Annotated in this window: 20 protein-coding genes, 1 tRNA gene, 1 other RNA gene and 2 pseudogenes; 13 read left to right on the top strand and 11 right to left on the bottom strand. The window is 69.5% G+C overall.

Going from position 1 to position 21,354, the window contains the following annotated elements; translation table 11 throughout:
* Window positions 1–24 precede the first annotated feature (24 nt).
* The 4 genes and pseudogenes from C6A87_RS26155 (at window position 25) to C6A87_RS26140 (ending at window position 3,384) form a co-directional block, all read left to right on the top strand.
* Window positions 25–1,102 (top strand): annotated as a pseudogene (locus C6A87_RS26155) (ATP-dependent DNA ligase).
* Window positions 1,103–2,152 carry a non-homologous end-joining DNA ligase gene (gene ligD / locus C6A87_RS26150; protein ID WP_311114898.1) on the top strand — a complete coding sequence of 350 codons (1,050 nt, stop codon included), beginning with the start codon at window positions 1,103–1,105 and terminating at the stop codon, window positions 2,150–2,152.
* Window positions 2,153–2,175: 23 nt separating this feature from the next.
* Window positions 2,176–2,622 (top strand): hypothetical protein, encoded by a 447-nt coding sequence (locus C6A87_RS26145; protein ID WP_311114897.1) that lies wholly within the window; start codon window positions 2,176–2,178, stop codon window positions 2,620–2,622.
* A gap of 9 nt (window positions 2,623–2,631) precedes the next feature.
* Window positions 2,632–3,384, top strand: a complete 753-nt coding sequence (locus C6A87_RS26140; protein WP_311114896.1) for an alpha/beta fold hydrolase — start codon at window positions 2,632–2,634, stop codon at window positions 3,382–3,384.
* A 137-nt stretch (window positions 3,385–3,521) separates the two neighbouring features.
* Here the strand turns inward: C6A87_RS26140 and C6A87_RS26135 are convergent, their stop codons facing one another.
* From C6A87_RS26135 to C6A87_RS26120, 4 genes are all read right to left on the bottom strand, one after another.
* Window positions 3,522–4,592 (bottom strand): dihydrodipicolinate reductase, encoded by a 1,071-nt coding sequence (locus C6A87_RS26135; protein WP_311114895.1) that lies wholly within the window; start codon window positions 4,590–4,592, stop codon window positions 3,522–3,524.
* Between the two features lie 48 nt (window positions 4,593–4,640).
* Window positions 4,641–5,660 (bottom strand): S1C family serine protease, encoded by a 1,020-nt coding sequence (locus C6A87_RS26130; protein ID WP_311114894.1) that lies wholly within the window; start codon window positions 5,658–5,660, stop codon window positions 4,641–4,643.
* A gap of 45 nt (window positions 5,661–5,705) precedes the next feature.
* Entirely contained in the window at window positions 5,706–6,461 is a 756-nt protein-coding gene (locus C6A87_RS26125; RefSeq protein ID WP_311114893.1) for a hypothetical protein, read from the bottom strand.
* A gap of 70 nt (window positions 6,462–6,531) precedes the next feature.
* Window positions 6,532–6,617, bottom strand: a tRNA-Ser gene (locus C6A87_RS26120).
* Between the two features lie 94 nt (window positions 6,618–6,711).
* Between C6A87_RS26120 and ffs the strand changes: the two genes are divergently transcribed.
* The 3 genes from ffs (at window position 6,712) to C6A87_RS26105 (ending at window position 10,233) form a co-directional block, all read left to right on the top strand.
* Window positions 6,712–6,806: signal recognition particle sRNA small type (gene ffs / locus C6A87_RS26115), an RNA gene on the top strand.
* Between the two features lie 29 nt (window positions 6,807–6,835).
* Window positions 6,836–8,143, top strand: coding sequence for an aminotransferase class I/II-fold pyridoxal phosphate-dependent enzyme (locus C6A87_RS26110; RefSeq protein ID WP_311114892.1), 1,308 nt, complete (start codon window positions 6,836–6,838; stop codon window positions 8,141–8,143).
* A gap of 26 nt (window positions 8,144–8,169) precedes the next feature.
* Window positions 8,170–10,233, top strand: coding sequence for a DNA polymerase III subunits gamma/tau (locus C6A87_RS26105; RefSeq protein ID WP_311114891.1), 2,064 nt, complete (start codon window positions 8,170–8,172; stop codon window positions 10,231–10,233).
* Here the strand turns inward: C6A87_RS26105 and C6A87_RS26100 are convergent.
* Entirely contained in the window at window positions 10,149–11,471 is a 1,323-nt protein-coding gene (locus C6A87_RS26100; protein ID WP_311114890.1) for a class I SAM-dependent methyltransferase, read from the bottom strand. The genes C6A87_RS26105 and C6A87_RS26100 overlap by 85 nt on opposite strands.
* Window positions 11,468–12,859: an FAD-binding oxidoreductase gene (locus tag C6A87_RS26095; protein ID WP_311114889.1), complete on the bottom strand. Its 1,392-nt coding sequence runs from the start codon at window positions 12,857–12,859 to the stop codon at window positions 11,468–11,470. Before C6A87_RS26095 ends, C6A87_RS26100 begins: the two co-directional genes overlap by 4 nt.
* Before the next feature lie 80 nt (window positions 12,860–12,939).
* Between C6A87_RS26095 and C6A87_RS26090 the strand changes: the two genes are divergently transcribed.
* Complete coding sequence (locus C6A87_RS26090) at window positions 12,940–13,404, top strand: SRPBCC family protein (protein ID WP_311114888.1); 465 nt, start codon at window positions 12,940–12,942, stop codon at window positions 13,402–13,404.
* Between the two features lie 9 nt (window positions 13,405–13,413).
* Here the strand turns inward: C6A87_RS26090 and C6A87_RS26085 are convergent.
* Window positions 13,414–14,150 (bottom strand): annotated as a pseudogene (locus C6A87_RS26085) (Rv3717 family N-acetylmuramoyl-L-alanine amidase).
* 116 nt (window positions 14,151–14,266) lie between these two features.
* Between C6A87_RS26085 and C6A87_RS26080 the strand changes: the two are divergent.
* From C6A87_RS26080 to C6A87_RS26070, 3 genes are all read left to right on the top strand, one after another.
* Window positions 14,267–14,599 carry a YbaB/EbfC family nucleoid-associated protein gene (locus C6A87_RS26080; RefSeq protein WP_311114887.1) on the top strand — a complete coding sequence of 111 codons (333 nt, stop codon included), beginning with the start codon at window positions 14,267–14,269 and terminating at the stop codon, window positions 14,597–14,599.
* A 4-nt stretch (window positions 14,600–14,603) separates the two neighbouring features.
* Window positions 14,604–15,215, top strand: a complete 612-nt coding sequence (gene recR / locus C6A87_RS26075; RefSeq protein ID WP_311114886.1) for a recombination mediator RecR — start codon at window positions 14,604–14,606, stop codon at window positions 15,213–15,215.
* 162 nt (window positions 15,216–15,377) lie between these two features.
* Window positions 15,378–16,265 (top strand): hypothetical protein, encoded by an 888-nt coding sequence (locus C6A87_RS26070; RefSeq protein ID WP_311114885.1) that lies wholly within the window; start codon window positions 15,378–15,380, stop codon window positions 16,263–16,265.
* 6 nt (window positions 16,266–16,271) lie between these two features.
* On the opposite strand, the gene C6A87_RS26065 is transcribed toward C6A87_RS26070, so the two are convergent.
* A complete protein-coding gene (locus tag C6A87_RS26065) occupies window positions 16,272–16,988 on the bottom strand; it encodes a glutamine amidotransferase (protein WP_311114884.1) in 717 nt (238 codons plus the stop codon).
* On the bottom strand, window positions 16,985–18,211 hold the full coding sequence (locus C6A87_RS26060) for a Mur ligase family protein (protein WP_311114883.1): 1,227 nt from the start codon (window positions 18,209–18,211) through the stop codon (window positions 16,985–16,987). Before C6A87_RS26060 ends, C6A87_RS26065 begins: the two co-directional genes overlap by 4 nt.
* A 78-nt stretch (window positions 18,212–18,289) precedes the next feature.
* Between C6A87_RS26060 and C6A87_RS26055 the strand changes: the two genes are divergently transcribed.
* Entirely contained in the window at window positions 18,290–19,291 is a 1,002-nt protein-coding gene (locus tag C6A87_RS26055; protein WP_311114882.1) for a DEDDh family exonuclease, read from the top strand.
* Here the strand turns inward: C6A87_RS26055 and C6A87_RS26050 are convergent.
* On the bottom strand, window positions 19,278–20,147 hold the full coding sequence (locus C6A87_RS26050) for an AraC family transcriptional regulator (RefSeq protein ID WP_311114881.1): 870 nt from the start codon (window positions 20,145–20,147) through the stop codon (window positions 19,278–19,280). The genes C6A87_RS26055 and C6A87_RS26050 overlap by 14 nt on opposite strands.
* Before the next feature lie 73 nt (window positions 20,148–20,220).
* On the opposite strand from C6A87_RS26050, the gene C6A87_RS26045 reads away from it, so the two are divergent.
* Entirely contained in the window at window positions 20,221–20,880 is a 660-nt protein-coding gene (locus C6A87_RS26045) for a methyltransferase domain-containing protein (protein ID WP_311114880.1), read from the top strand.
* Here the strand turns inward: C6A87_RS26045 and C6A87_RS26040 are convergent.
* The gene (locus C6A87_RS26040; protein WP_311118086.1) at window positions 20,873–21,256 is read right to left on the bottom strand and encodes an SHOCT domain-containing protein; all 384 of its coding nucleotides are present in this window, start codon (window positions 21,254–21,256) and stop codon (window positions 20,873–20,875) included. The two genes, C6A87_RS26045 and C6A87_RS26040, sit on opposite strands and share 8 nt — an antisense overlap.
* Window positions 21,257–21,354 lie beyond the last annotated feature (98 nt).

Here is a 21,354-nt window from a genome sequence, read left to right as displayed (position 1 = left end):
TCTGCGACCCGCGCATACGTGAGGATGGACACCGTGCAGCTGCCCGTGACACCACCGCTGGAGCCGATGCTGGCCAAAGCGCAGACCACGGTCCCCGACCAGCCCGGCGTCTGGTCCTATGAACCCAAGTGGGACGGCTTCCGCGCGCTGGCCTTCCGCGACGGCGACGACGTCGCACTGATCTCGCGCAGCGGCAAGGACCTGGCCCGCTATTTCCCCGAGGTGCTCGACGCCGTGCGCGACGAGCTCGCGCCGCGCTGCGTGCTCGACGGCGAGATCGTCGTGCCGCGCGAGATCGCCGCGGACGCAAGAAGCAAGACCGGCAAGAGCCGGATCAGGCTGGACTGGGTCGCTGAGCCAGCGCATCCATCCCGCCGCCTCCCGCATCCGGATGCTCTCCGAACAGACCCCTGCGCACTTCATCGGATTCGACGCACTGGCCGTCGGGGACACCTCGCTGATGCAGGAGCCGTTCCGGACCCGCCGGGAGGCACTCGTCGGCGCGGTGAACCACACGCAGTGGTGCCACGTCACCCGCACCACCGAGGACCCCGCTCTCGGCGCGCGCTGGCTCGACGAATTCGAGGGCGCCGGCCTCGACGGCATCATCGCCAAACGCCTCGACGGGCCGTATCTGCCGGGCAAGCGGGAGATGGTGAAGGTCAAACACCACCGGGACGCCGACTGCGTGGCGATGGGGTACCGGATCCACAAGAGTGGTGAGGGGATCGGCTCGATCCTGCTCGGCCTCTACCGTGACGACGGTGAACTCCAAATGGTCGGCGGCGCCGCGTCGTTCACCGCGAAGGCACGGCTGAAGCTGCTGGCGGATCTGGAGCCGTTGCGCATCGGCGACGACATGCGCGAGGGGGAGCCCAGCCGGTGGAACTCCGCGGCCGACAAGCGCTGGATCCCGGTGCGGCCCGAGCGGGTGTGCGAGGTGGCCTATGACCAGATGGAAGGCAACACCGACGACGGGCGCAGGTTCCGGCACGCGGTGAAGTTCCTGCGGTGGCGGCCCGACCGGGACCCGGCCAGTTGCACGTTCGATCAGCTCGACGTCCCGCTCACCTACGACCTGTCCGACGTGCTGGAGGCCTAGATGCCAAGTCCTGCAACAGAAATCGATGTCGACGGCGTGATGGTGCGGTTGACCAACCCGGACAAGCCGTACTTCCCCAAGCTCGGCAAGGACGGGACCAAGGGCAAGCTGGTCGAGTACTACCTGGCCGTGGCCGACCGAATGGTCGCCCTGCTGCGGGACCGGCCGGTGCATCTTCAACGGTTTCCCGACGGCATCGACGGCGAGGAGATCTACCAGAAGCGGGTGCCGCAGAAGCACCCGGACTATCTCGAAACCTGTACCGTCACCTTCCCGTCCGGCCGCACCGCCGACGCGCTGAAGATCACCCACCCGTCGGCGATCGCGTGGGCCGCGCAGATGGGATCGGTGACGCTGCACCCGTGGCAGGTCCGCTGCCCGGACACCGATCACCCCGACGAGCTGCGGATCGACCTGGATCCGCAGCCGGGCACCGGATTCAAGGAGGCCCGCAGCGTCGCGGTCGATGTGCTGCGGCCGCTTCTCGACGAGCTCGGGTTGGTCGGCTATCCCAAGACCTCCGGCGGTCGTGGCGTCCACGTGTTCCTGCGCATCGCGACCGACTGGGATTTCACCGCGGTGCGGCGGGCCGGGATCGCGCTGGCCCGGGAGGTCGAGCGGCGCGCCCCGGACGCGGTGACGACGTCCTGGTGGAAAGAGGAGCGGGGCAAGCGGCTGTTCATCGACTACAACCAGAACGCCCGCGACCGCACTTTCGCGTCGGCGTACTCGGCGCGCAAGACCCCGATCGCGACGGTGTCGACGCCGTTGACGTGGGATGAACTGCGCGACGCCGACCCCGACGACTACACGATCCTGACGGTGCCCGAGTTCGTCGATGCCCGGCCAGATCCCTGGGCGGGCATCGACGAGAACGCCCAGTCGATCGCCACGCTGCTGGACATGGCCAAAGCCGACGAGGACCGTGGTCTCGGGGACCTGCCGTACCCGCCGAACTACCCCAAGATGCCGGGCGAACCGCCGCGGGTACAGCCCAGCAAGAAAGTGGCCGCGCACTGGGACGAGGACGGCAATCGCGTCGGTGACTAGTGCGGCCGGATACCCTGCTGAGCATGTCGACCGCCACCCTCCGGAAGTTGCTGGCCACCCTGGCGATCGTCGGGATGCTCGTCAGCGGCATCGGTGTCGCGACGATGATGATCTTCGGCACCCGCGGCCAGCAGCAGGAGGTCACCGCCCCGGAGCGCAGGCCGCCGACGCCCCCGCCGCCGTCGGTGCCCACCAACGAGGAGTTCCTCATCGGCGTCGTTGTCACCGCGCAGAACTGCGACCCGGCCGAGGCCTGCTTCTACACCTACACGATCGACCCCAAATACGTTGGGCTGCATCCCTTCCCGGAATCACCGTTCACCGTGGAGTACGAAGTGGTGGGCGGGCATGTGCCTCAGCCTGGGCAGTTCACCGTGGAAGGTGACCAGGCCCAGATCCTCAAGGACGTCGTCGTCGAGGGCCCGCCCGGTGCGCAGCTGTCCGCGCGCGTAGTACGAGTGGTGGGGTAGCCGGTAGCCATGACGACACCTCCTGCGCGCAGCCGCTGGATGCGCAACTTCCATCCTTCGCCGACGGCCCGGACCCGCCTGGTCTGCTTCCCGCACGCGGGCGGTTCGGCCAGCTACTACTTCCCGATGTCGGCGGCGCTGGCACCGGAGTTCGACGTCTTCGGCGTGCAGTATCCCGGGCGTCAGGACCGCTACAGCGAACCGTTCATCGAGACCATCGACGAGCTCGCGGACCAGGCGCACGCCGCGTTGAGCGCGGTCCCGGACGCGCCGCTGGCGTTCTTCGGCCACAGCATGGGCGCAGTGCTCGCCTTCGAGGTGGCCCGACGCTGCGAAGCCGCGGGGGACCGGAAGGTGCTGACCGTCTTCGCGTCCGGGTCGCGGGCGCCCAGCCGATACGGCGACGAACGCCAGGCCAAGACCGACACCGAACTCGTCGGCGTGATGCGTGAACTGGGCGGCACCGATCCGCGGGTGCTGGAGAACCCCGATCTGCTGGCCACGTTCCTGCCGGCCTTCGGCAACGACTACCGGGCGCTGCAGGACTATCACCGCGGCACCGAAGTGGGAATCGGCGCGCCCGTCGTGGTGATGACCGCGACGGACGACCCGAAGACCAGCGTCGACGACGCCCGCGCGTGGCACCGGCACACGACCGGCGGCGGTGACGTGCACACGTTCGCCGGTGGCCACTTCTACCTGGAGAAGCAGCCGCAGAAGGTGGTCGAGGTGGTCGCGCGCACGCTGCGGGAACTGGCTTAGGTTCTCGGCACCCTCCGGCCGAGATCGACATCGCGGTCGTCAGCTCCGTCGTCTGAGGGTCGCGCGACGACCCTGATGTCGATCTCGCCCAGAGCACCGCGGCCGGTACCTGCCTGCTGCGGTGAGCACCGCGCCGGTCAGGCGGTCGGCACCACTCCGCGCGGTGTCGGCAGCGGCAGGTCGTTGTACGTCGCGATGCCCGGCGCCGCCGCGACCACGGCCGGGATGGCATGGATCGGCGGCATCGCGGTCATCACGTGGCCGAGCACGAAGAAATCCTCGAGCGTCTTGGCGTTCTCGATCATGTCCTGGGGCGGCAGGAAGCCGACCTGCATGTTGACCGTCGGCCGTCCGTCGATGGTGATCTTCCAGCCGTCACCGTCGAGTTGCCAGTCCGGCTCCAGGGTCTGCCCCTTCTTCCACCGGACGTTGATGTCGATGACCGTCCTGCCCTGGTGGACGCCCTGCCAGCTCGCGTACACGCCGGCGACGTGACCGGCCGGGATCGTCCACGAGGCCATCACGAGGTCGTCGGTGGTCTGGGCATATTCGGGCACGCACTTGATCTCGTCGAGTTCGATGCCGAGCGCGTCGGCGACCAGTTGCACGGCTTCGGCGAACACGGCCGTGCCGTGGGCGGCCATCGGCTGCAGGTTCGGGTCGTCGATCGCGGTGCCGAAGCCGACGGGCCGCTCGGTGTCGGGAGAGTCGTAGAGCGTGGTGTCGGCCGATTCGGCGATCGTCACCTTGTCGATGCGGTCGCATGCGGTGCCCGCCACGATCGCGAGCAGCTCGGCGAAGCCGGGGCTGACGCCGGAACCGAACAGTGTCGACCCGCCGCGCTGGCACGCGTCGGCGAGCTTCTCGCGGTCCGCACCCAGGTTGCCCCCGGTGATGAACGATGCGGACGCGACGACGTTGACCCCCGCTTCCAGGATCCGGACGAGCTCGTCGACGTTGATCCACATCGGGTTGTAGACCACGACGTCCGGCTTCAGCGCGAGCAGCGCGTCGACGTCGTTGGTCGCCGCGACCCCCAGCGGTCCGATGCCGGCGAGCTCGCCTGCGTCACTGCCGACCTTGTCCGCGGACCAGGCGTACAGGCCCACGAGTTCGAGGTTCGGATTGCCGGCGATGGCGGCCACCGAGGACTTGCCTACGTTTCCCGTCGTCCACTGGACGACCCGATATGACACATTGTTGGGCACTCGCTCAGCATAGGTACGGTGCTGATGGCCCGGTCGGATTCGGCGAAATCAGACGGTGGGGGTCAGGGCCGCTTTACCGGTGCGGGTCTGCCCGGATCGGTCGATCCACGTCAGGTCCAGCACGTCGCCGGGATAGTGGCGGTCCAGCACCGACGTCAGGGTTTTCGCCGAATCGAGCTGGACGCCGTCGAGCACGATCAGGACGTCGCCGGGCAGCAAGCCGGCCTGCTGGGCCGGTCCGCCGTTCATCACCTCTTGGATCAATACGCCCGGCTCGTTGCGGGGAGTGGTGCGCACACCGACGCCGAGCAGCACCGGCGGACCGATGTGAACGGTGTCGGACGGCGTGCCGGCGCGGATCTGGTCGGCCACCGCCATCGCGTCGTTGATCGGGATCGCGAAACCTTTGCCGCCGGGACCCATCCGGAAGTTCACCGACGCCGCCGTCGTGATACCCACGACCCGGCCGGCGCCGTCGACCACGGGGCCGCCGGAATCGCCCGCCCGGACCGGTGCGGCGAACTCGAACAGCCCGCTCAGCTCGTCCTTGGACCCGGTCAGGGTGTCCTCGGCCTCGACGGTGCGCCCGAAGCCGGTCAACGTGCCGACCTCACGGGTCAGCGGCGCATTGGTGCCCATCGCGTTGCCCAGCGCGATGACGGGCTGACCGGGGGTCAGGGCGTAGGCGTCACCGATGACCGCCGCAGGCAGACCGGAGGCGCCGAGCAGCTGCAACACCGCGATGTCGCGCTTGCGGTCGTATCCGACCAGCTGGGCTGGGTACGGGCGGCCGTTCACCGTCCCGGTGATGCGGTCGGCGCCCTGGACCACGTGGAAGTTGGTGAGAATCTGGCCACCGGGGTCCAGCACGATCCCGGTACCGAGACCGATCACGCCCTGATAGTCGACCTCGGTGTCGATGCGCACCACGGCGGGCTCGGCCTGTACCGCGGCGGAGACCGGATCGGCGGGCACGGCGGCCGCCGGTGCCACCGGAGTCACCAGAGCAAGGGCCGCAGCCAGCGCGAAAAGCAGTATCCGTTGTCTGCGAATGAGCCCCATACCCATCAATAGTGGCTGCGTCGTCGGCTGCTGTCGACGTGGGCCCTTTTCTCAGTCCTCGACCGCGACGCCGCCGCGGGTGCGCTTGCGCCTGCCGAGTACCGATGACTTACCGTCCGGCCGACGATTGCGGAGTTTGCCGTCGGACTCGTCGTCGGCGCCCGGCTCGGCCTCGGTGCCCGATTCGGCCTCGGCCGCGGGTGTCGGATCCGCCTCGGCGGCTTCGGTCTCCTCAACGGTCACAGCGTCGGCGGTGTCGGCGTCGGTCTCGGTGTCAGTGGTGTCGGCGTCGACGGCGTCGGTGTCAGCCTCGGCGTCGGTATCCGTTCGCCGGCTGCGGCGCTCCTTGCGCTCTTTGACCTTGAGCGGTTTGGGCGGCGGAGGCGGCAGTTCGGCGGCGAACGCCAGATAGAACGCGAGCACGCCCAGGAGCGCCAGCGCGGCCGCGGCGCCGTAGATGCCGAAGAACCACTGGCCGGCCGTATCCAGCGGCACCCAGATCTCGGTGATCGCGGTGCCGATGATCAGCACTCCCGCCAGCACGTGCAGCGCGATCGAGGCGGTGCGCAGATTCAGTGCCATCTGCGGCGTGCCGAACTCGGGGCGCCGGGTGCGCAGCAGCGTGAACACCACGGGAAGCGCGGCCAGCCCGATGAGCGCGCCGACCACGATGCGCAGCACCGTGCCCAGCGTGGGCGAGATATCGCCCAGCAGCTCGGGTGTGCGGGGAAGGACGAAGAAGAAGTAGAGGACCCCGGCGGCGATGGAGAACGACGCGTGCCATGTCACCGCGACGGTGCGGCCCATACTCCTCCTCGATCGTGTTGCCCGAGGTGCGACCAGCGAGTCGCACAGCCGGTCGCACCTCGGGCGAGTGCGGAGGATAGGGGATTTGAACCCCTGAGGGCTATTAACCCAACCCGCGTTCCAGGCGAGCGCCATAGGCCACTAGGCGAATCCTCCGTCGGCAATGGTAGCGGACCGGTCCCGTGGTCCCCTAAATCTCCCCGGCGGAGCTCCTCGTGCACGGACCCCCGGCCCGGGGTACTACACTCGCCGTGGACCCCGCGCGGCGTCCATCCTGTGAACTCCCCCAGGGCCGGAAGGCAGCAAGGGTCAACGGGCTCTGGCGGGTGCGCGGGGTCCCCTTGATTCATCCGCACGACGGTGAAAGGCGAGCGGTGTCGTTCCATTCGCTGGGCCTCGACGACCTGCGCGCGCAGCACGAGCTGCAGCAGCGCAACTACGCCCAGCTCCAGGCCAAGAACCTCCACCTCGATCTGACCCGCGGCAAGCCGTCCCCGCAGCAGCTCGACCTGTCCAACGCGCTGCTGGCGCTGCCGGGCACCGGCGAGGACGCATACCTGGACCGGGACGGCACCGACACCCGCAACTACGGCGGCCTGCACGGGCTGCCCGAGCTGCGCGCGATCTTCGGCGAGCTCCTCGGCATCCCGGTGCCCAACCTGATCGCGGGCAACAACGCCAGCCTGGAATTCATGCACGACACCGTCGTGTTCTCGCTGCTGCACGGCGGCGTCGACTCGGCCCGGCCGTGGGTGGACGAGCTCCGCGACGGTCCCGGGGTGAAGTTCCTGTGCCCCGCACCCGGCTACGACCGCCATTTCGCGATCACCGAGAGCCTCGGCATCGAGATGATCCCGGTGCCGCTGCACGAGGACGGCCCCGACATGGACCGGGTCGAAGAACTCGTCGCCGCCGACCCCGCGATCAAGGGCATGTGGTGTGTGCCCGTCTACGCCAACCCCACCGGCGCCACCTACTCGGTCGAGAAGATCCGCCGACTGGTCCAGATGGACACAGCGGCAACCGATTTCCGTCTGATGTGGGACAACGCGTACGCGGTGCACACCCTCACCGACGACTTCGCCGAGCCGGTGGACATCCTCGGCCTGGCCGAGGCCGCCGGGCATCCCCACCGGCCGTTGATCTTCGCGTCCACCTCCAAGATCACCTTCGCCGGCGCCGGAGTCAGCTTCTTCGGCGGCTCGCAGGACACCATCGACTGGTACCTGAAGCACTCGGGCAAGAAATCGATCGGCCCGGACAAGATCAACCAGCTCCGGCACGCCCGGTTCTTCGGCGACGCCGACGGAGTCCGGTCCCAGATGCGCAGGCACCGGGAGATCCTGGCGCCGAAGTTCGCGCTCGCGCTGGAGATCCTGGAGGACCGGCTGGGCGACGCGAAGATCGCGTCCTGGACCGAACCCAAGGGTGGCTACTTCATCAGCCTCGACGTGCTGCCCGGCACCGCCAAGCGCACGGTCGCGCTGGCCAAGGACGCGGGTATCGCGGTCACCGGGGCCGGAGCGTCGTTCCCGTACCGAAAAGACCCGGAGGACAAGAACATCCGGATCGCGCCGACTTTCCCGTCGCTCTCGGACCTGCGGGAGGCCATCGACGGGCTCGCCACCTGTGCGCTGTACTCGGCCACCGAGCAGTTGCTGACGCTGCCCCCCGAGAAGTAGTCGGACCGGGTCGGTAGCCTGCTTCCGTGGCTCTCTACCGCAAGTACCGACCGGCGACTTTTGCTGAGGTTGTCGGCCAGGAACACGTCACCGAGCCGCTGTCGACGGCGCTCAACTCCGGTCGCATCAACCACGCGTACCTGTTCTCGGGTCCGCGCGGCTGCGGCAAGACCTCCTCGGCGCGCATCCTGGCCCGCTCCCTCAACTGTGTCGAGGGGCCGACGGCCACCCCGTGCGGGGTGTGCGACTCCTGCGTCGCGCTGGCGCCGAACGGGTCGGGCAACATGGACGTCACCGAACTCGACGCGGCCAGCCACGGCGGTGTGGACGACACCCGCGAGCTGCGCGATCGAGCGTTCTACGCACCGGCGCAGTCGCGGTACCGCATCTTCATCGTCGACGAAGCCCACATGGTCACCACGGCCGGCTTCAACGCGCTGCTCAAGATCGTCGAAGAGCCGCCCGAGCATCTGATCTTCGTGTTCGCCACCACCGAGCCGGAGAAGGTGCTGCCCACCATCCGGTCGCGCACCCACCACTATCCGTTCCGGCTGCTGGCGCCGCGCACCATGCGCTCGCTGATCGAGAAGATCGTCGCCTCGGAGAACGTCAAGGTCGACGACGCGGTGTACCCGCTGGTCATCCGCGCCGGCGGCGGCTCGCCGCGTGACACGCTCAGCGTGCTCGACCAGCTGCTGGCAGGCGCACACACCGACGCCGAGGGCACCAGCCACGTCGCCTACCAGCGGGCGCTGTCGCTGCTCGGCGCCACTGACGTCGCACTGATCGACGACGCGATCGACGCGCTGGCGGCCAACGACTCGGCCGCGCTGTTCGGCGCGGTGGAAGGCGTCGTCGACGCCGGCCACGATCCACGGCGCTTCGCCACCGACCTGCTGGAGCGGTTCCGGGATCTGATCGTGCTGCAGGCCGTGCCCGACGCGGCGGCCCGGGGTGTGGTCGACGGTCCCGAGGACGTGCTTGAACGGATGCGGGAACAGGCGGCCCGGCTCGGCACCGCGACGCTGACCCGTTACGCCGAGGTCGTGCACGCCGGCCTGGGGGAGATGCGCGGGGCGACGGCGCCACGACTGCTGCTCGAGGTGGTGTGCGCCCGGCTGCTGCTGCCGTCGGCGAGCGACACCGAGGCCGCGCTGCTGCAGCGCGTCGAGCGCATCGAGACCCGGCTGGACATCTCGATCCCGGCCGGCGACGAGATCGCCCCGGCGGCGCCGGCCGCACCGCGCAAGCAGTTCGTCCGCAGGAGCGAGGCCGCGTCGACACCGCCCGAGGCCGCCCCGGCCCCGCCGCCCGCGCCGACCCCACCTGCGCCGACGCCGACTCCGCCGCCTGTGCCGACGCCGCCTCCTGTGTCGACGCCCGCACCCGAGCCGCCCGCCCCGGCGCCGGTGGCGGTGGCGGCCCCCGTCGCGCCTGAGCCGCCCGCCCCGGCCCCGGAACGCGCTGCACCCGAGCCTGTCTCACCGCCGCCGGTGCAGCCTCCCGCCGCGCCCGCCGTGCAGGCCCCGCCTGCCACCCCGGCCGCGGCGGTGGCCGCGGGCGAACCCGGTGCGGCAGCGGTCCGCAGCATGTGGACCACGGTGCGGGAGAAGGTGCGCGAGCGCAGCCGCACCACCGAGGTGATGCTCGCCGGTGCGATCGTGCGTGCCGTCGAGGGCGACACCCTGATCCTGAGTCACGAATCGGCCCCGCTGGCCCGCAGATTGAGCGAGCAGCGCAACGCCGACGTGATCCGCGAAGCGCTCAAGGATGCGCTCGGGGTCAACTGGAAGGTCGTGTGCGAGGCCGGTGCTGCGCCCGCCGCGGCGCCCAGCCGCCGCAGCGCGCCCCGGCCGAGCCTCCGCCACCGGACGTCGACGACGAGGAGAGCATGCTGGCCGAGGCCGGCAGTCACGATCCCGCCGCGCCACGCCGCGACCCCGAAGAAGCCGCGCTGGAACTGCTGCAGAACGAACTCGGCGCACGCCGCATCGACGGTTAGCGGTCAGGCACTCCACCACGGTCGCAGCGGCAGACCGCCGTCACCGCCGCGTTCGTCGAGCTTGACCGCCAGCACCTGGTGCAGCTGAATGGCGTTCTGCTCGAAGCCGACCCGTGACGCGGCAATGTACGCACCCCACACCTTGGCGGTAGGCAGGCCCACCTCGGCGACCGCTTCGTCCCAGTGCTCCACCAGGTTGCGACTCCAGTCGCGCAGTGTCATCGCGTAGTGCATCCGCAGGTTCTCTTCGTGCACCACCTCGAGCCCGACGTCCTGGACCTCGGTGATGATCCGGCCCGACCCGGTCAGCTCCCCGTCGGGGAACACGTACCGGTCGATGAAACCTCCTGCGGCGGCGTGACTGCGGTTGTGGTGGCGGGTGATGCAGTGGTTGAGCAGCAGACCGCCGGGACGCAGCTTGGACTTGAGAAAGCGGAAGTACGACGGGTAGTTGGCGACACCGATGTGTTCGGTGAGACCGATCGAGGACACCGCGTCGAAGTGCGACTCCAGCACGTCGCGGTAGTCGCCGTGGCGCACCTCGGCGAGCTCGCCCAGCCCGTCGCGCTCGATGGCGGTGCGCGCCCACTGCGCCTGCTCCTTCGACAGCGTCACCCCGACCGTCTTGACGCCGTGCCGGGCGGCGTAACGCACCATCCCGCCCCAGCCGCAGCCGACGTCGAGCAGCCGGTCACCCGGCTTGAGGCGCAGCTTCTCGAACACCAGGCGGTACTTGTTCTCCTGCGCCTCCTCCAGGGTGGCGTCAGGGTGCGGGTAGCACGCGCAGGTGTAGGTCATCGACGGGCCGAGCACCCATTCGTAGAAGGTGTTCGAGACGTCGTAGTGGTGGTGGATCGCATCGGCGTCTCGGGTCTTGCTGTGCCGCAGCCCTTCTGCGATGCGCCGCCACCGCGGCAGCGTCTCCTGGGGAGGCGGTGCGATCGGCTTCAGGTGCTCGATGCCGATGGAGCGCACCACGTTGGCCAGCACCCGCGCCGGCGGCCGCTTGTACTCCAGTCGCTCGGTCAGTGCATTGAGCAGCTCGTAGGGGTCACCCGGGTGCACACCGTTCATTCGCAGGTCGCCGGAGACGTACGCGCGCGCCAGCCCGAGATCTCCGGGAGCGGTGGCCAGATAGGTGGTTCCGCGCGGGGTCAGCAGATCAAGGCCCAGGGTGGCATCCTCGGGCCCGGCGCTGCTGCCGTCATAGGCGGTGAACTTCAGCGGCCTGCGGCCCCCGGCGAAGATCTCCAGGACCTCGGCCAGGGTGAGCTTGCGATCGCCGAGCAGCGCCGGCTCGTTCGTACGTTCCCGGAATGTCGTCATTGTCTCCGCACCGCCTTCGCATACAGATCAAGGAAACGGGAGTCTGGGTCGTAGGTCTTCTTCACTGTCTTGTACATCTCCCCTCCATACAGCGAATCGAACTCCTCCGGCGAGTAGAACGCATCGGAATACAGCGATTTGTGACCGTCGAGCTCGCTGACTTTGCGTTCAATCAACTTGTTGGTGTGCCCTTCCTCGGGGCCGATCGGCACCGAGGACCAGAAGCCCACGTTGACGTAGGTGCGGTGCGGCCGGATCGGGTACAGCGGCCAGTCTCGCTCGTCGCGCAACTGCAACGGGCACAACCAGATCGGCTCGATGGGCACGTTGTCGAGGAACCACTGCAGAAACGCGACCGTCCGCTCGATCGGGACCTCGATATCCTGGACCACCCGCTCGCGTGGTGGGCGCCCGTGCCGCTTCTCGATGCGATCGGCGATACCGTAGCGCTGGTCGTAGCCGATCAGCTTCCAGTACACGCTGCTGCGCCGGTACCGGCGCGGCCACCAGCGCCGGATGCGCGGATTCTGCGCACCGAAAGCCCGTGAGCACCAGAACCAGTCGGTGTCCCAGCGCCACAGGTAGTCGTGGGTCGTGAGCCGGTCGTGCTTCTCGGCGCCGTCGTCGGGCGAGTCGTGCTGGATCGACCGGTAGTAGATGTCCTGGCCGGTGTAGTCGCTGACCGGCCCCGGCGCGGCCGAGCGCCGGCCGAGGCACAGGTAACTCTCGTCGGCGCTGAACACCACGCCGTCGAGGTAGTCCACGGGTTCGCCGTTCCAGCCGCCGGTTTCGACGATCCGCTCCATCGCCTCCAGCAGACCCGACAGCGAGTGGAACCGGACGTGGCGCAACCGCACGAACGGTTGGACAGGCTCCAGCTCGATCTTAAGGCGAACCGAATACCCCAGCGTGCCATAGGAATTCGGGAACGCCCGGAAGAGGTCCGGGTTCTCGTCGGGGGAGGCGCGCACGATGTCGCCTGCGCCGGTCAGGATGTCCATCTCCAGCACCGACTCGTGCGGCAGACCGTTGCGGAACGACGTCGACTCGATGCCCAGCCCGGTCACCGCCCCACCCAGCGTGATCGTCTTGAGCTGTGGCACCACCAGCGGCGAGAACCCGTGCGGCAGCGTCGCGGCGACCAGGTCCTCGTAGGTGCACATACCCGCCACGTCCGCGGTGCCGGCGTCCGGGTCGACCTCGATGACGTGCGTCAACCCCGAGGTGTCGAGCCCCTTGGCGTTGTTCTGCGCCCGCGCGCGGAACAGGTTGGACGTGGGTTTGGCCAGGCGGACAGTGGCATCGCGCGGGATGGCGCGGTAACTCGTCAACAACCGCTGCACGCCCTCGGCGTGAGCGGCCCGTGCGTCGTTCGAGGCAACAGGCACAGATATACGCTAGTCCGAGGTCGTCACCGATGCGACCGCACTGAGCTTCTGCGATCCCAATTGACAAGGAGTTACCACTGATGGGACAGGTCAGCGCGTCCAGCACGGTCCTGATCGACGCCGATCCGGCCACGGTGCTGGGCGCCGTCGCGGACTACGAGGCCATGCGGCCCAAGATCCTCTCCGAGCACTACAGCGGTTACCGGGTGCTCGAAGGCGGGCAGGGCGCGGGCACCGTGGCCGAGTGGAACCTTCAGGCCACCAAATCGCGCTCGCGCACGGTCAAGGCGAACGTCGACGTCGCGGGCCGCACCGTCATCGAGAAGGACGCCAACTCGTCGATGGTGACGAACTGGACCGTCGCCCCCGCGGGGCCCGGCTCCTCGGTCACTCTGAAGACGTCCTGGCAGGGCGCGGGCGGCGTCGGGGGGTTCTTCGAGAAGATGTTCGCCCCGATCGGGCTGCGCAGGATTCAGGCCGAGGTGCTCGGCAACCTCAAGCGCGAGGTCGAGGGCACCCTCGGTGTCGAGGACGCCCGGGGCTGAGCCCGCCCGTCAGCGCTGGGTGCTCAGGAACGCCACGATGCCGCGCACGACGGCGTCGGCGTACCGCTGCCGTCCCTCCGGAGACTTCATCAGCGCCGAGTCGACCGGGTTCTTCATGTTGCCCAGCTCGACCAGGATCGACGGGTACTGCGCGAGGTTGAGCCCGGCGATGTCGGCGCGCGGGTTCAGGCCCTGCTGGCCGATGTAGGTGGCCGGCGGGATGCCCGAGCCGGCGAGGTGGTCGCGCATCACCTTGGCGAACTGCACCGACGGGCCTGCGCGGCGTTCAACGGTGGCGACGAGTAGAGCACGTGGAAGCCGCGGCCGGTGGGCGGGCCGCCGTCGGCGTGGATGGAGACCACCGCGTTCGGGCTCAGCGAGTTGGCCATCGCCGCGCGCTGGTCGACGCACGGGCCGAGCCCGGTGTCGTCGCCGCGGGACATCGCGGTGCGCACCCCGAGGGCGTGCAGCGCCTGCCGGATGCGCAGCGTGGTCTCCCAGGCGAACGTGTGCTCGGCGAACCCGTCCTCGGTGGAGGTGCCGCTGGCCTGGCAGTCCTTCGTGCCGCCGCGGCCGGTGGGCACCTGCCTGCTGATCGAGGAGTCGTTGGAGCCGTTGTGGCCCGGGTCGAGGAACACGATCTTGCCCGCGACGTTGGTCGGGGCGGCCTGGGCGGGGGCGGCGGGCAGGGTGGCGACGAGCATCGCGGCCACTGCGGCGGCCCCGACACGCAGGATTGCAGGCACGGGCACGGCGACACGGTAGCGCCGGTGCCGACTACGCTGGAAGTCCGAAGTGCCGCTTGTGGACGAGCGCAACCAAGTCGAGACCGAGACGCAATCAAGACGACAGAGGATCAAGCATGCAGCCTGGTGGCCAACCCGACATGTCAGCCCTTCTCGCCCAGGCCCAGCAGGTGCAGCAGCAGCTGATGGAGGCGCAGGCGGCGCTGGCTGCCGCCGAGGTGCAGGGTCAGGCCGGCGGCGGGTTGGTGCAGGTCACCATGCGCGGCAGCGGTGAGGTGGTGGCGGTGCGCATCGACCCCAAGGTCGTGGACCCGTCGGACGTGGAGACGCTGCAGGACCTCGTCGTCGGCGCCATCGCCGACGCCGCCAAGCAGGTCACCATGCTGGCCCACGACCGGCTGGGCCCGTTGGCGGGCGGCATGGGCGGCCTCGGCCTGCCGGGGATGTGACTTCTTGTTCGAAGGACCGGTCCAGGATCTGATCGACGAGCTGGGCAAGCTGCCCGGTATCGGGCCCAAGAGCGCCCAGCGGATCGCGTTCCACCTGCTGTCGGTGGAGCCGCCCGACATCGATCGGCTGACCGCGGTGCTGAACAGGGTCCGCGACGGCGTCACCTTCTGCTCGGTGTGCGGCAATGTCAGCGACGAGCAGCGCTGCCGGATCTGCGGTGACTCGCGCCGGGACGCGTCGCTGATCTGCGTCGTCGAGGAACCCAAGGACGTGCAGGCCGTCGAGCGCACCCGCGAGTTCCGGGGCCGCTACCACGTCCTCGGCGGCGCGCTGGACCCGTTGTCCGGAATCGGTCCCGATCAGCTGCGCATCCGCGAACTGCTCAACAGGATCGGTGAGCGGGTGGACGGCGTCGAGGTGGCCGAGGTCATCATCGCGACCGATCCGAACACCGAGGGCGAGGCGACCGCCACGTACCTGGTGCGGATGCTGCGCGACATCCCCGGGTTGAGCGTGACGCGTATCGCCTCGGGGCTGCCGATGGGCGGTGACCTCGAGTTCGCCGACGAGCTGACGCTGGGCCGGGCGCTGGCCGGCCGCCGCGCGATGGCCTGAGGGCTGGCGGGAGTGAGTCCCACGGGCCGCGGGAGTCTCACTGGCCCCACGGATCCACGTTTTGCAGAGGTCTTCTCGCACTTCCGCTGAGAAAAGCGGATAGCTGGGACCGCTGAGGTTCAGCGGCGGGGATTGTCAGTGGGTCTTGGCACGATGCCCGGCATGGGCGAAGTCATCCTGGGCGGGGAAGCCGTCAGAGCCGGTGTGGTGACCCGGCACGAGCTCGCACGCTGGTACACCCCGCTGTACCGCGGGGTCTTCGTCCGCAAGGGCGCCGAGGTCTCGTTGCGCGACCGGGCCGTCGGGGCGTGGCTGACGACCGGGCGCAAGGGAGTGATCGCCGGCCTGGCCGCGGCCGCACTGCACGGAGCGCCGTGGATCGACACCGAGGTCCCGATCGAGGTGGCCGGCGTGAAGAGCCGCCCGCAGCCAGGCCTGACCACCCGCACCGACGCGCTCGCCGACGACGAGATCGTCCGTCGCTCAGGGCTTCCCGTCACCTCGCGGGTCAGGACGGCCTTCGACCTGGGCCGGCTGTCGGCCCGCAGGGAGGCGCTGGCCCGGCTGGACGCGCTGATGTGGAACCAGGAGTTCTCTCTCGACGCGGTGACCGAGCTGGCCGACCGGCGGCCCAGGGCCCGTGGGGTCGCCCAGTTGCGTGACCTGCTGCCGCTGGTCGACGGCGGCGCCGCCTCGCCGCAGGAGAGCATGCTCCGACTGTGGTTGCTGGACTGCGGGTTTCCCCGTCCGGAGACGCAGATCCCGGTCCTCGACGGATCGCGGCCGGTGGCGTTCCTGGACATGGGCTGGCAGGAGTACGGGGTCGCGGTCGAGTACGACGGGGATCACCATCGCACGAAGCGTGCGCAGTACGTCAAGGACATCGCGCGGCTGCGGATGCTCGAAGAACTCGACTGGATCGTGATCCGCGTGATCGCGGAGGATCGGCCGTCGCAGTGGCTCGCCAGAACCGAGGCGGCGCTGCGCAGTCGCGGCTGTCAGCTCGACGCGACCGATATGCAGAGGTTCGTCAGGAGGCTTGCCGCCTGACCGGGCTCACACCCGCCGCGGCGCGGCCAGACGCTCCCGGCGCAACTGGCTGACCTCTGGAAGATCCAGCGGCGCAAGCGGTCCGACGACCTTCGCGAGCAGGTGATCGGCCAGTTCGGGGTTCCTGGCCAGGCAGCAGCCGTGCAGGTAGGTCGCGACGATGCTGCCCTGGACGGCGCCGTCGATGCCGTCGCCGGCCCGGTTGCCCGCACCCTTGGTCACCGATCCCAGCGGCCGGGCCTCAGCACCCAGAACCGTTCCGCCGCGGTGGTTCTCGAACCCGGTCAGCGAATCGGTGAGCCCGTCGACCAGCGGTGTCGCTGCCACCTCGCCGATCGTCCGCTCCGGCTGCGGTGACGTCGTCACGTCCAGCACACCCACCCCGTCGACGCGTTCCCCCGCCGAGGTCTCATACCAGTGGCCCAGCACCTGGATCGCCGCGCAGATCGCCAGCACCGGAGCGCCGCGCGAAACCGCCTGCTGCAGACCGGGATAGCGGATCAAATGCTTGGTGGCCAGCCGCTGCGCGTAGTCCTCGGCGCCGCCGAGGGTGTAGAGGTCCAGCTCGGCGGGCACCGGATCGTCCAGCGTGATCTCGACGATCTCGGCGGCGATTCCCCGCAGCCGCAGGCGTTGGCGCAGCACTACCGAGTTGCCGCCGTCGCCGTAGGTGCCCATCACGTCGGGCAGCACCAGCCCGATCCGGACCGCGGACTCGCTCACTTCGGCAACCGCCTGTTCAGTTGCAGGAACGCGGTGTAGTTCGCGAGCACCTCGACGTGCCCGGGCGGGCACGACGCGATCGCGGCCAGCGTGTTGTGCACCAGCGTGTGTTCCACCCCGGCGTACCCCAGTCGCACGGCGAGGTCGGTGCCGCGCTCGCCCGCGGCCACCACCGGCACCGAATCGAAATGCTCGAAGCGCACGTCCCACAGCCACGACAGGTCCTCGCCGTCGGGCACCTGACCGTTGACCGCGATGACGACCCCGGCCGCGTCCCGGTCCACCATCGCCAGCGCCTCCTGCCAGCCCGCCGGGTTCTTCGCCAGCAGGATCCGGGCGGTGTGCGCGCCGACCTGCACCGTGCGGTAGCGGCCCGCGACCTCCTCGACGGCGGACACCGCGGCCACCGCGGCGACCGGGTCCGCGCCGAGGGTCACCGCGGCGGCGACGGCCTGCGTGGCGTTGCCGCGGTTCACGGTGCCCGGCAGCGTCAGCGACATCGGCAGCGACAACCCGTCGGGCCCGTAGATGTGGGTGTCGTCGAACCACCAGTCGGCGTCGGGGCGTTTGAAGTCACAGCCGGTCGAGTGCCAGTCCGTGCCCTGGCGGACGATGATCTCGCCGGAGCGCGGGCAGCTGACCGAGTCGCTGGCCCAGCCGCTGCCTGCGGCCACCCACACCACCCGCGGGCTGTCGTAGGCCGCCGAGGTCATCAGCACGTCGTCGCAGTTGGCCACGACGACCGCCGACGGGTGCCGGGCCAGACCGGCGCGCAGCGTGCGCTCGATGTGGTTGATCTCACCGACCCGGTCGAGTTGATCACGCGACAGATTGAGCAGTACGACGACCGCGGGGTCCACCGCGTCGCTGACGTGCGGGACGTGCATCTCGTCGACCTCGAGCGCGGCCAGCGGGGCCTCGGGGGCGGCGGCCAGCGCGGCGACGAGCCCGGCATCCATGTTGGCGCCCTCGGCGTTGGTGGCCACCGGCCCGACCGTGGCCAGCGCGGCGGCGGTCATCCGCGTGGTCGTCGACTTGCCGTTCGTGCCGGTCACGACCACTGTGCGCCGTCCTCGGCCCAGCTGGCCGAGGATCGACTTGTCCAGTGTCATCGCGACCAGACCGCCGATCATCGCGCCTGCGCCGCGACCGGTGACGCGGGACGCCCAACGCGCGCCCGCTCCGGCGGTGAGCGCGATACGTCCGCGCGGGGTGATGACCATCCCCGGCAGTTTAGAAGAGCCGCCGACACGCGGGGTGATGGAGCAGGGCTTGTCAGGGCTGCATGCCATCCTCGGAGGGTGAGCTCAACCGCCGGAAGTCGCTGGGGTAGACCCGCCGACGAGGTCGGCGCGGGCTGGGCGGTGGTGGACGTCGAGACCTCGGGTTTCCGGCCGGGCCAGGCGCGCATCGTCAGCGTCGCGGCGCTGGCGCTCAGCGACGACGGCAACGTCGAGAAGAGCCTCTACAGCCTGCTCGATCCCGGTGTCGATCCCGGCCCGACCCACGTGCACGGGCTGACCGCCGAGATGCTCGCCGGCCAGCCCACCTTCGGCGATGTCGTCGGCGATCTGTGCGAGCTGCTGCGGGGCCGCACGCTGGTCGCCCACAACGTCGGCTTCGACTACTCGTTCCTGACCACCGAGGCCGAGATGGTGCACGCCGAGCTGCCGGTGGACACGGTGATGTGCACCGTCGAACTGGCCCGCAGGCTCCAGCTCGGCCTGGACAATCTGCGGTTGGAGACGCTGGCCGCGCACTGGGGCGTCACCCAGATGAAGCCGCACGACGCGCTCGACGACGCGATGGTGCTCGCCCAGATCCTCAAGCCGGTGCTGGTGCGCGCTCAGGAGCGCCGCAAGTGGCTGCCGGTGCATCCGGTCAGCAGGCGCACCTGGCCCAACGGCCGCGTCACCCACGACGAGTTCCGCCCGCTCAAGGCGCTCGCCGCGCGGATGCCGTGCGCCTACGCGAACCCGGGCCGGTTCTCGCCGGACCGTCCGCTGGTGCAGGGCATGCGGGTGGCGCTGTCGGCCGAGGTCGGCCACACCCACGAGGAACTCGTCGAGCGGATCCTGCACGCCGGACTCGCCTACACCGAGGCCGTCGACGGGCACACCTCGCTGGTGGTCTGCGACGATCCCGCGCCCGAGCAGGGGAAGGGCTACCAGGCCGGCGAGTTCGGCGTCCCGCTGCTGGGCAGTGCCGACTTCGTGGCGCGGCTGGACGCAGTGGTCGGCGGCGCGACGATCGAGGAGTTCGTGGAGCAGCCGCCGGCCGGGGACCAGTTCACCCTGTTCTGACGCCGGTGTGCCGGGCCCGCCACCGGCGCGGTGCCTCCCCGTGCGCCCGGCGGAACACCCGGGTGAAGTAGCCGGGGTCGGCGATGCCTACCCGCCGGGAGATCTCCTGAACCCCGAGGTCGGTGCCGGCCAGCAGCGATCTCGCCTCGACCATCCGCCGTTCGGTGATCCAGTCGCCGACCGTGCGCCCGGTCCGGCGGCGCACCACGGTGGTCAGGTGACCGGGGGTCATCCCGCATTCCCTGGCCACGTCGCGCAGCGACACCTGCTGGTCGATGTGCTCGTCGATGACCTCGAACACCTTGGCCAACAACGGTTCTCCGTCGCGCTTCAGGTCGCCGACCACGTCGTCGGCCATCCGTGCCAGCTCGATCAGCAGCACCGTCAGGTGGGCCAGTGCGGCCTGCCGGTACCCGTCGCGGCGCTCGGTGAGCTCACTGTCGATCGCGTCGACGGTGGAATCCCAGAAGGCGCGGCGGTGGGCGGGGACGGTCAGACGCAGCACGGCGTTGTGCTCGCTGTGCAGGAACGGGAACAGCACCGGGTGCGCACGCCAGGCCGGCCAGGGCGCACGGGCACTCCCGCCGAGGGCGGCAGGGTCGAAGAAGAGCGCGACAGCGTCTTCTCCCTCGCCGACCAGGGCGGGATCCACTGTGGCCCCGGCGGCGACGACGTCGACCGCACCGGACGCGCCGTGGTGGACCAGGACCGGGAAATCGTGGATGTGCCGGCCGAGCGGCACCGGCGAGGTCCGCTCGAACCGGACCAGCGACACCGGAGGAGCGCCTGGCTCGCTCGGGTACGCATAGATCGGCACCCCGTCGCGGCGGCCGGCGAATCGGGACATCTCGCCCATCGCCCAAAGATAGTCCCGATACGGCCGACGATCACCCCACATTCGTTGTTGCCGACTAACAACGATGGACACCATGACGAAGAATCATCCGAAACCGGTGACCGGGACGTGGGGCAACGCGCACGACTATCTACCGGCCGCCGGCCGTGACTTCCTGCTGCCCGGCTACGACGCGATGGTCCGCGTACTCGGGATGGGGCCGGTGTACGACGAACTGATCGGCCAGGCCGAACTGAGTGGAGCCACCTCTGTTCTTGAGATCGGCTGCGGCACCGGCAACCTCACCTACCTGGCGGCGCGGTCGGCGCCGTCGGCCAGGATCACCGCCATCGACCCCGACCCGCGGGCGCTGGCGCGGGCCCGGCGCAAGGGCGACGGGCAGATTCGCTGGGAGCACGCCTACGCCCAGCAACTGCCGTTCCCTGACGGCGCCTTCGACCGGGTGCTGTCGTCGATGATGTTGCACCACCTCGACGGCGAGGTGAAAGCTTTGGCGCTGGGCGAGGCGTTCCGGGTGCTTGCGCCCGGTGGTCGACTCCACGCCGTCGACATCGGCGGAACCGGCCATCGCGGAGGCCTGCTGAGCAGGGTGACCGGGCACGACCACGGCAGCGCCGCAATCGGCCTGCCGGATCAGATGCGCTCGGTCGGCTTCGACTGTCAGGTGCTCGCCACTCGGCGTCTTCGGCTGGCCGGACCCGTCACCTTCTACCGGGCGACCAAACTCAGCTGAGCGCCTTGGCCTTCAGCGATTCGAACTCGCGCTGGTCGATGGCCCCGGTGTCCAGTAGCGCCTTGGCGTCGGCGATCTCCTGCGCGGGACTGCGCCCGGCGGCCTGGCGGATGTACGCGTCGGTCTGCTGTTTGGCCTCCAGGGCCTGCTCACGAGCCCGCTCCGCCATGCCCTTGCCGCGGGCGATCAGGTAGACCAGCGCGGTCAGGTACGGGAACACGATCAGGAAGACGACCCAGAGCGCCTTGACCCAGCCCGAGGTCGTGTGATCACGCCAGAACAGGTCCACGAGGATGTTGAACAGGATCATCAGGTAGGCGATGAAGGCGAAAATCACCAGCAGCGACCAGAAGTAATCCCAGAACGAATCCCACATGGCGAGCACCTCTCGACCGACGTGCATGAAGATCTGCGCTATCGCCAGTCAAGCACCTAGGCAGCACCCACATCAGGGTCCAAAGACCCTTGACGCGT

Origin of the sequence: Mycobacterium sp. ITM-2016-00317, assembly GCF_002968295.1 — a bacterium.
Taxonomy (GTDB): Bacteria; Actinomycetota; Actinomycetes; order Mycobacteriales; family Mycobacteriaceae; genus Mycobacterium.
This window is presented reverse-complemented; position numbering and strand designations above follow the sequence as displayed.

Bases quoted from the DNA above. Each gene is read 5' to 3' on its own strand.
- ligD (WP_311114898.1), top strand. From the start codon at position 1,103: ATGCCAAGTCCTGCAACAGAAATCGATGTCGACGGCGTGATGGTGCGG.
- C6A87_RS26145 (WP_311114897.1), top strand. From the start codon at position 2,176: ATGTCGACCGCCACCCTCCGGAAGTTGCTGGCCACCCTGGCGATCGTC.
- C6A87_RS26140 (WP_311114896.1), top strand. From the start codon at position 2,632: ATGACGACACCTCCTGCGCGCAGCCGCTGGATGCGCAACTTCCATCCT.
- C6A87_RS26130 (WP_311114894.1), bottom strand. From the start codon at position 5,660: ATGGGTATGGGGCTCATTCGCAGACAACGGATACTGCTTTTCGCGCTG.
- C6A87_RS26125 (WP_311114893.1), bottom strand. From the start codon at position 6,461: ATGGGCCGCACCGTCGCGGTGACATGGCACGCGTCGTTCTCCATCGCC.
- C6A87_RS26100 (WP_311114890.1), bottom strand. From the start codon at position 11,471: ATGACGACATTCCGGGAACGTACGAACGAGCCGGCGCTGCTCGGCGAT.
- C6A87_RS26090 (WP_311114888.1), top strand. From the start codon at position 12,940: ATGGGACAGGTCAGCGCGTCCAGCACGGTCCTGATCGACGCCGATCCG.
- C6A87_RS26080 (WP_311114887.1), top strand. From the start codon at position 14,267: ATGCAGCCTGGTGGCCAACCCGACATGTCAGCCCTTCTCGCCCAGGCC.
- C6A87_RS26070 (WP_311114885.1), top strand. From the start codon at position 15,378: ATGGGCGAAGTCATCCTGGGCGGGGAAGCCGTCAGAGCCGGTGTGGTG.
- C6A87_RS26060 (WP_311114883.1), bottom strand. From the start codon at position 18,211: ATGGTCATCACCCCGCGCGGACGTATCGCGCTCACCGCCGGAGCGGGC.
- C6A87_RS26050 (WP_311114881.1), bottom strand. From the start codon at position 20,147: ATGGGCGAGATGTCCCGATTCGCCGGCCGCCGCGACGGGGTGCCGATC.
- C6A87_RS26045 (WP_311114880.1), top strand. From the start codon at position 20,221: ATGACGAAGAATCATCCGAAACCGGTGACCGGGACGTGGGGCAACGCG.
- C6A87_RS26040 (WP_311118086.1), bottom strand. From the start codon at position 21,256: ATGTGGGATTCGTTCTGGGATTACTTCTGGTCGCTGCTGGTGATTTTC.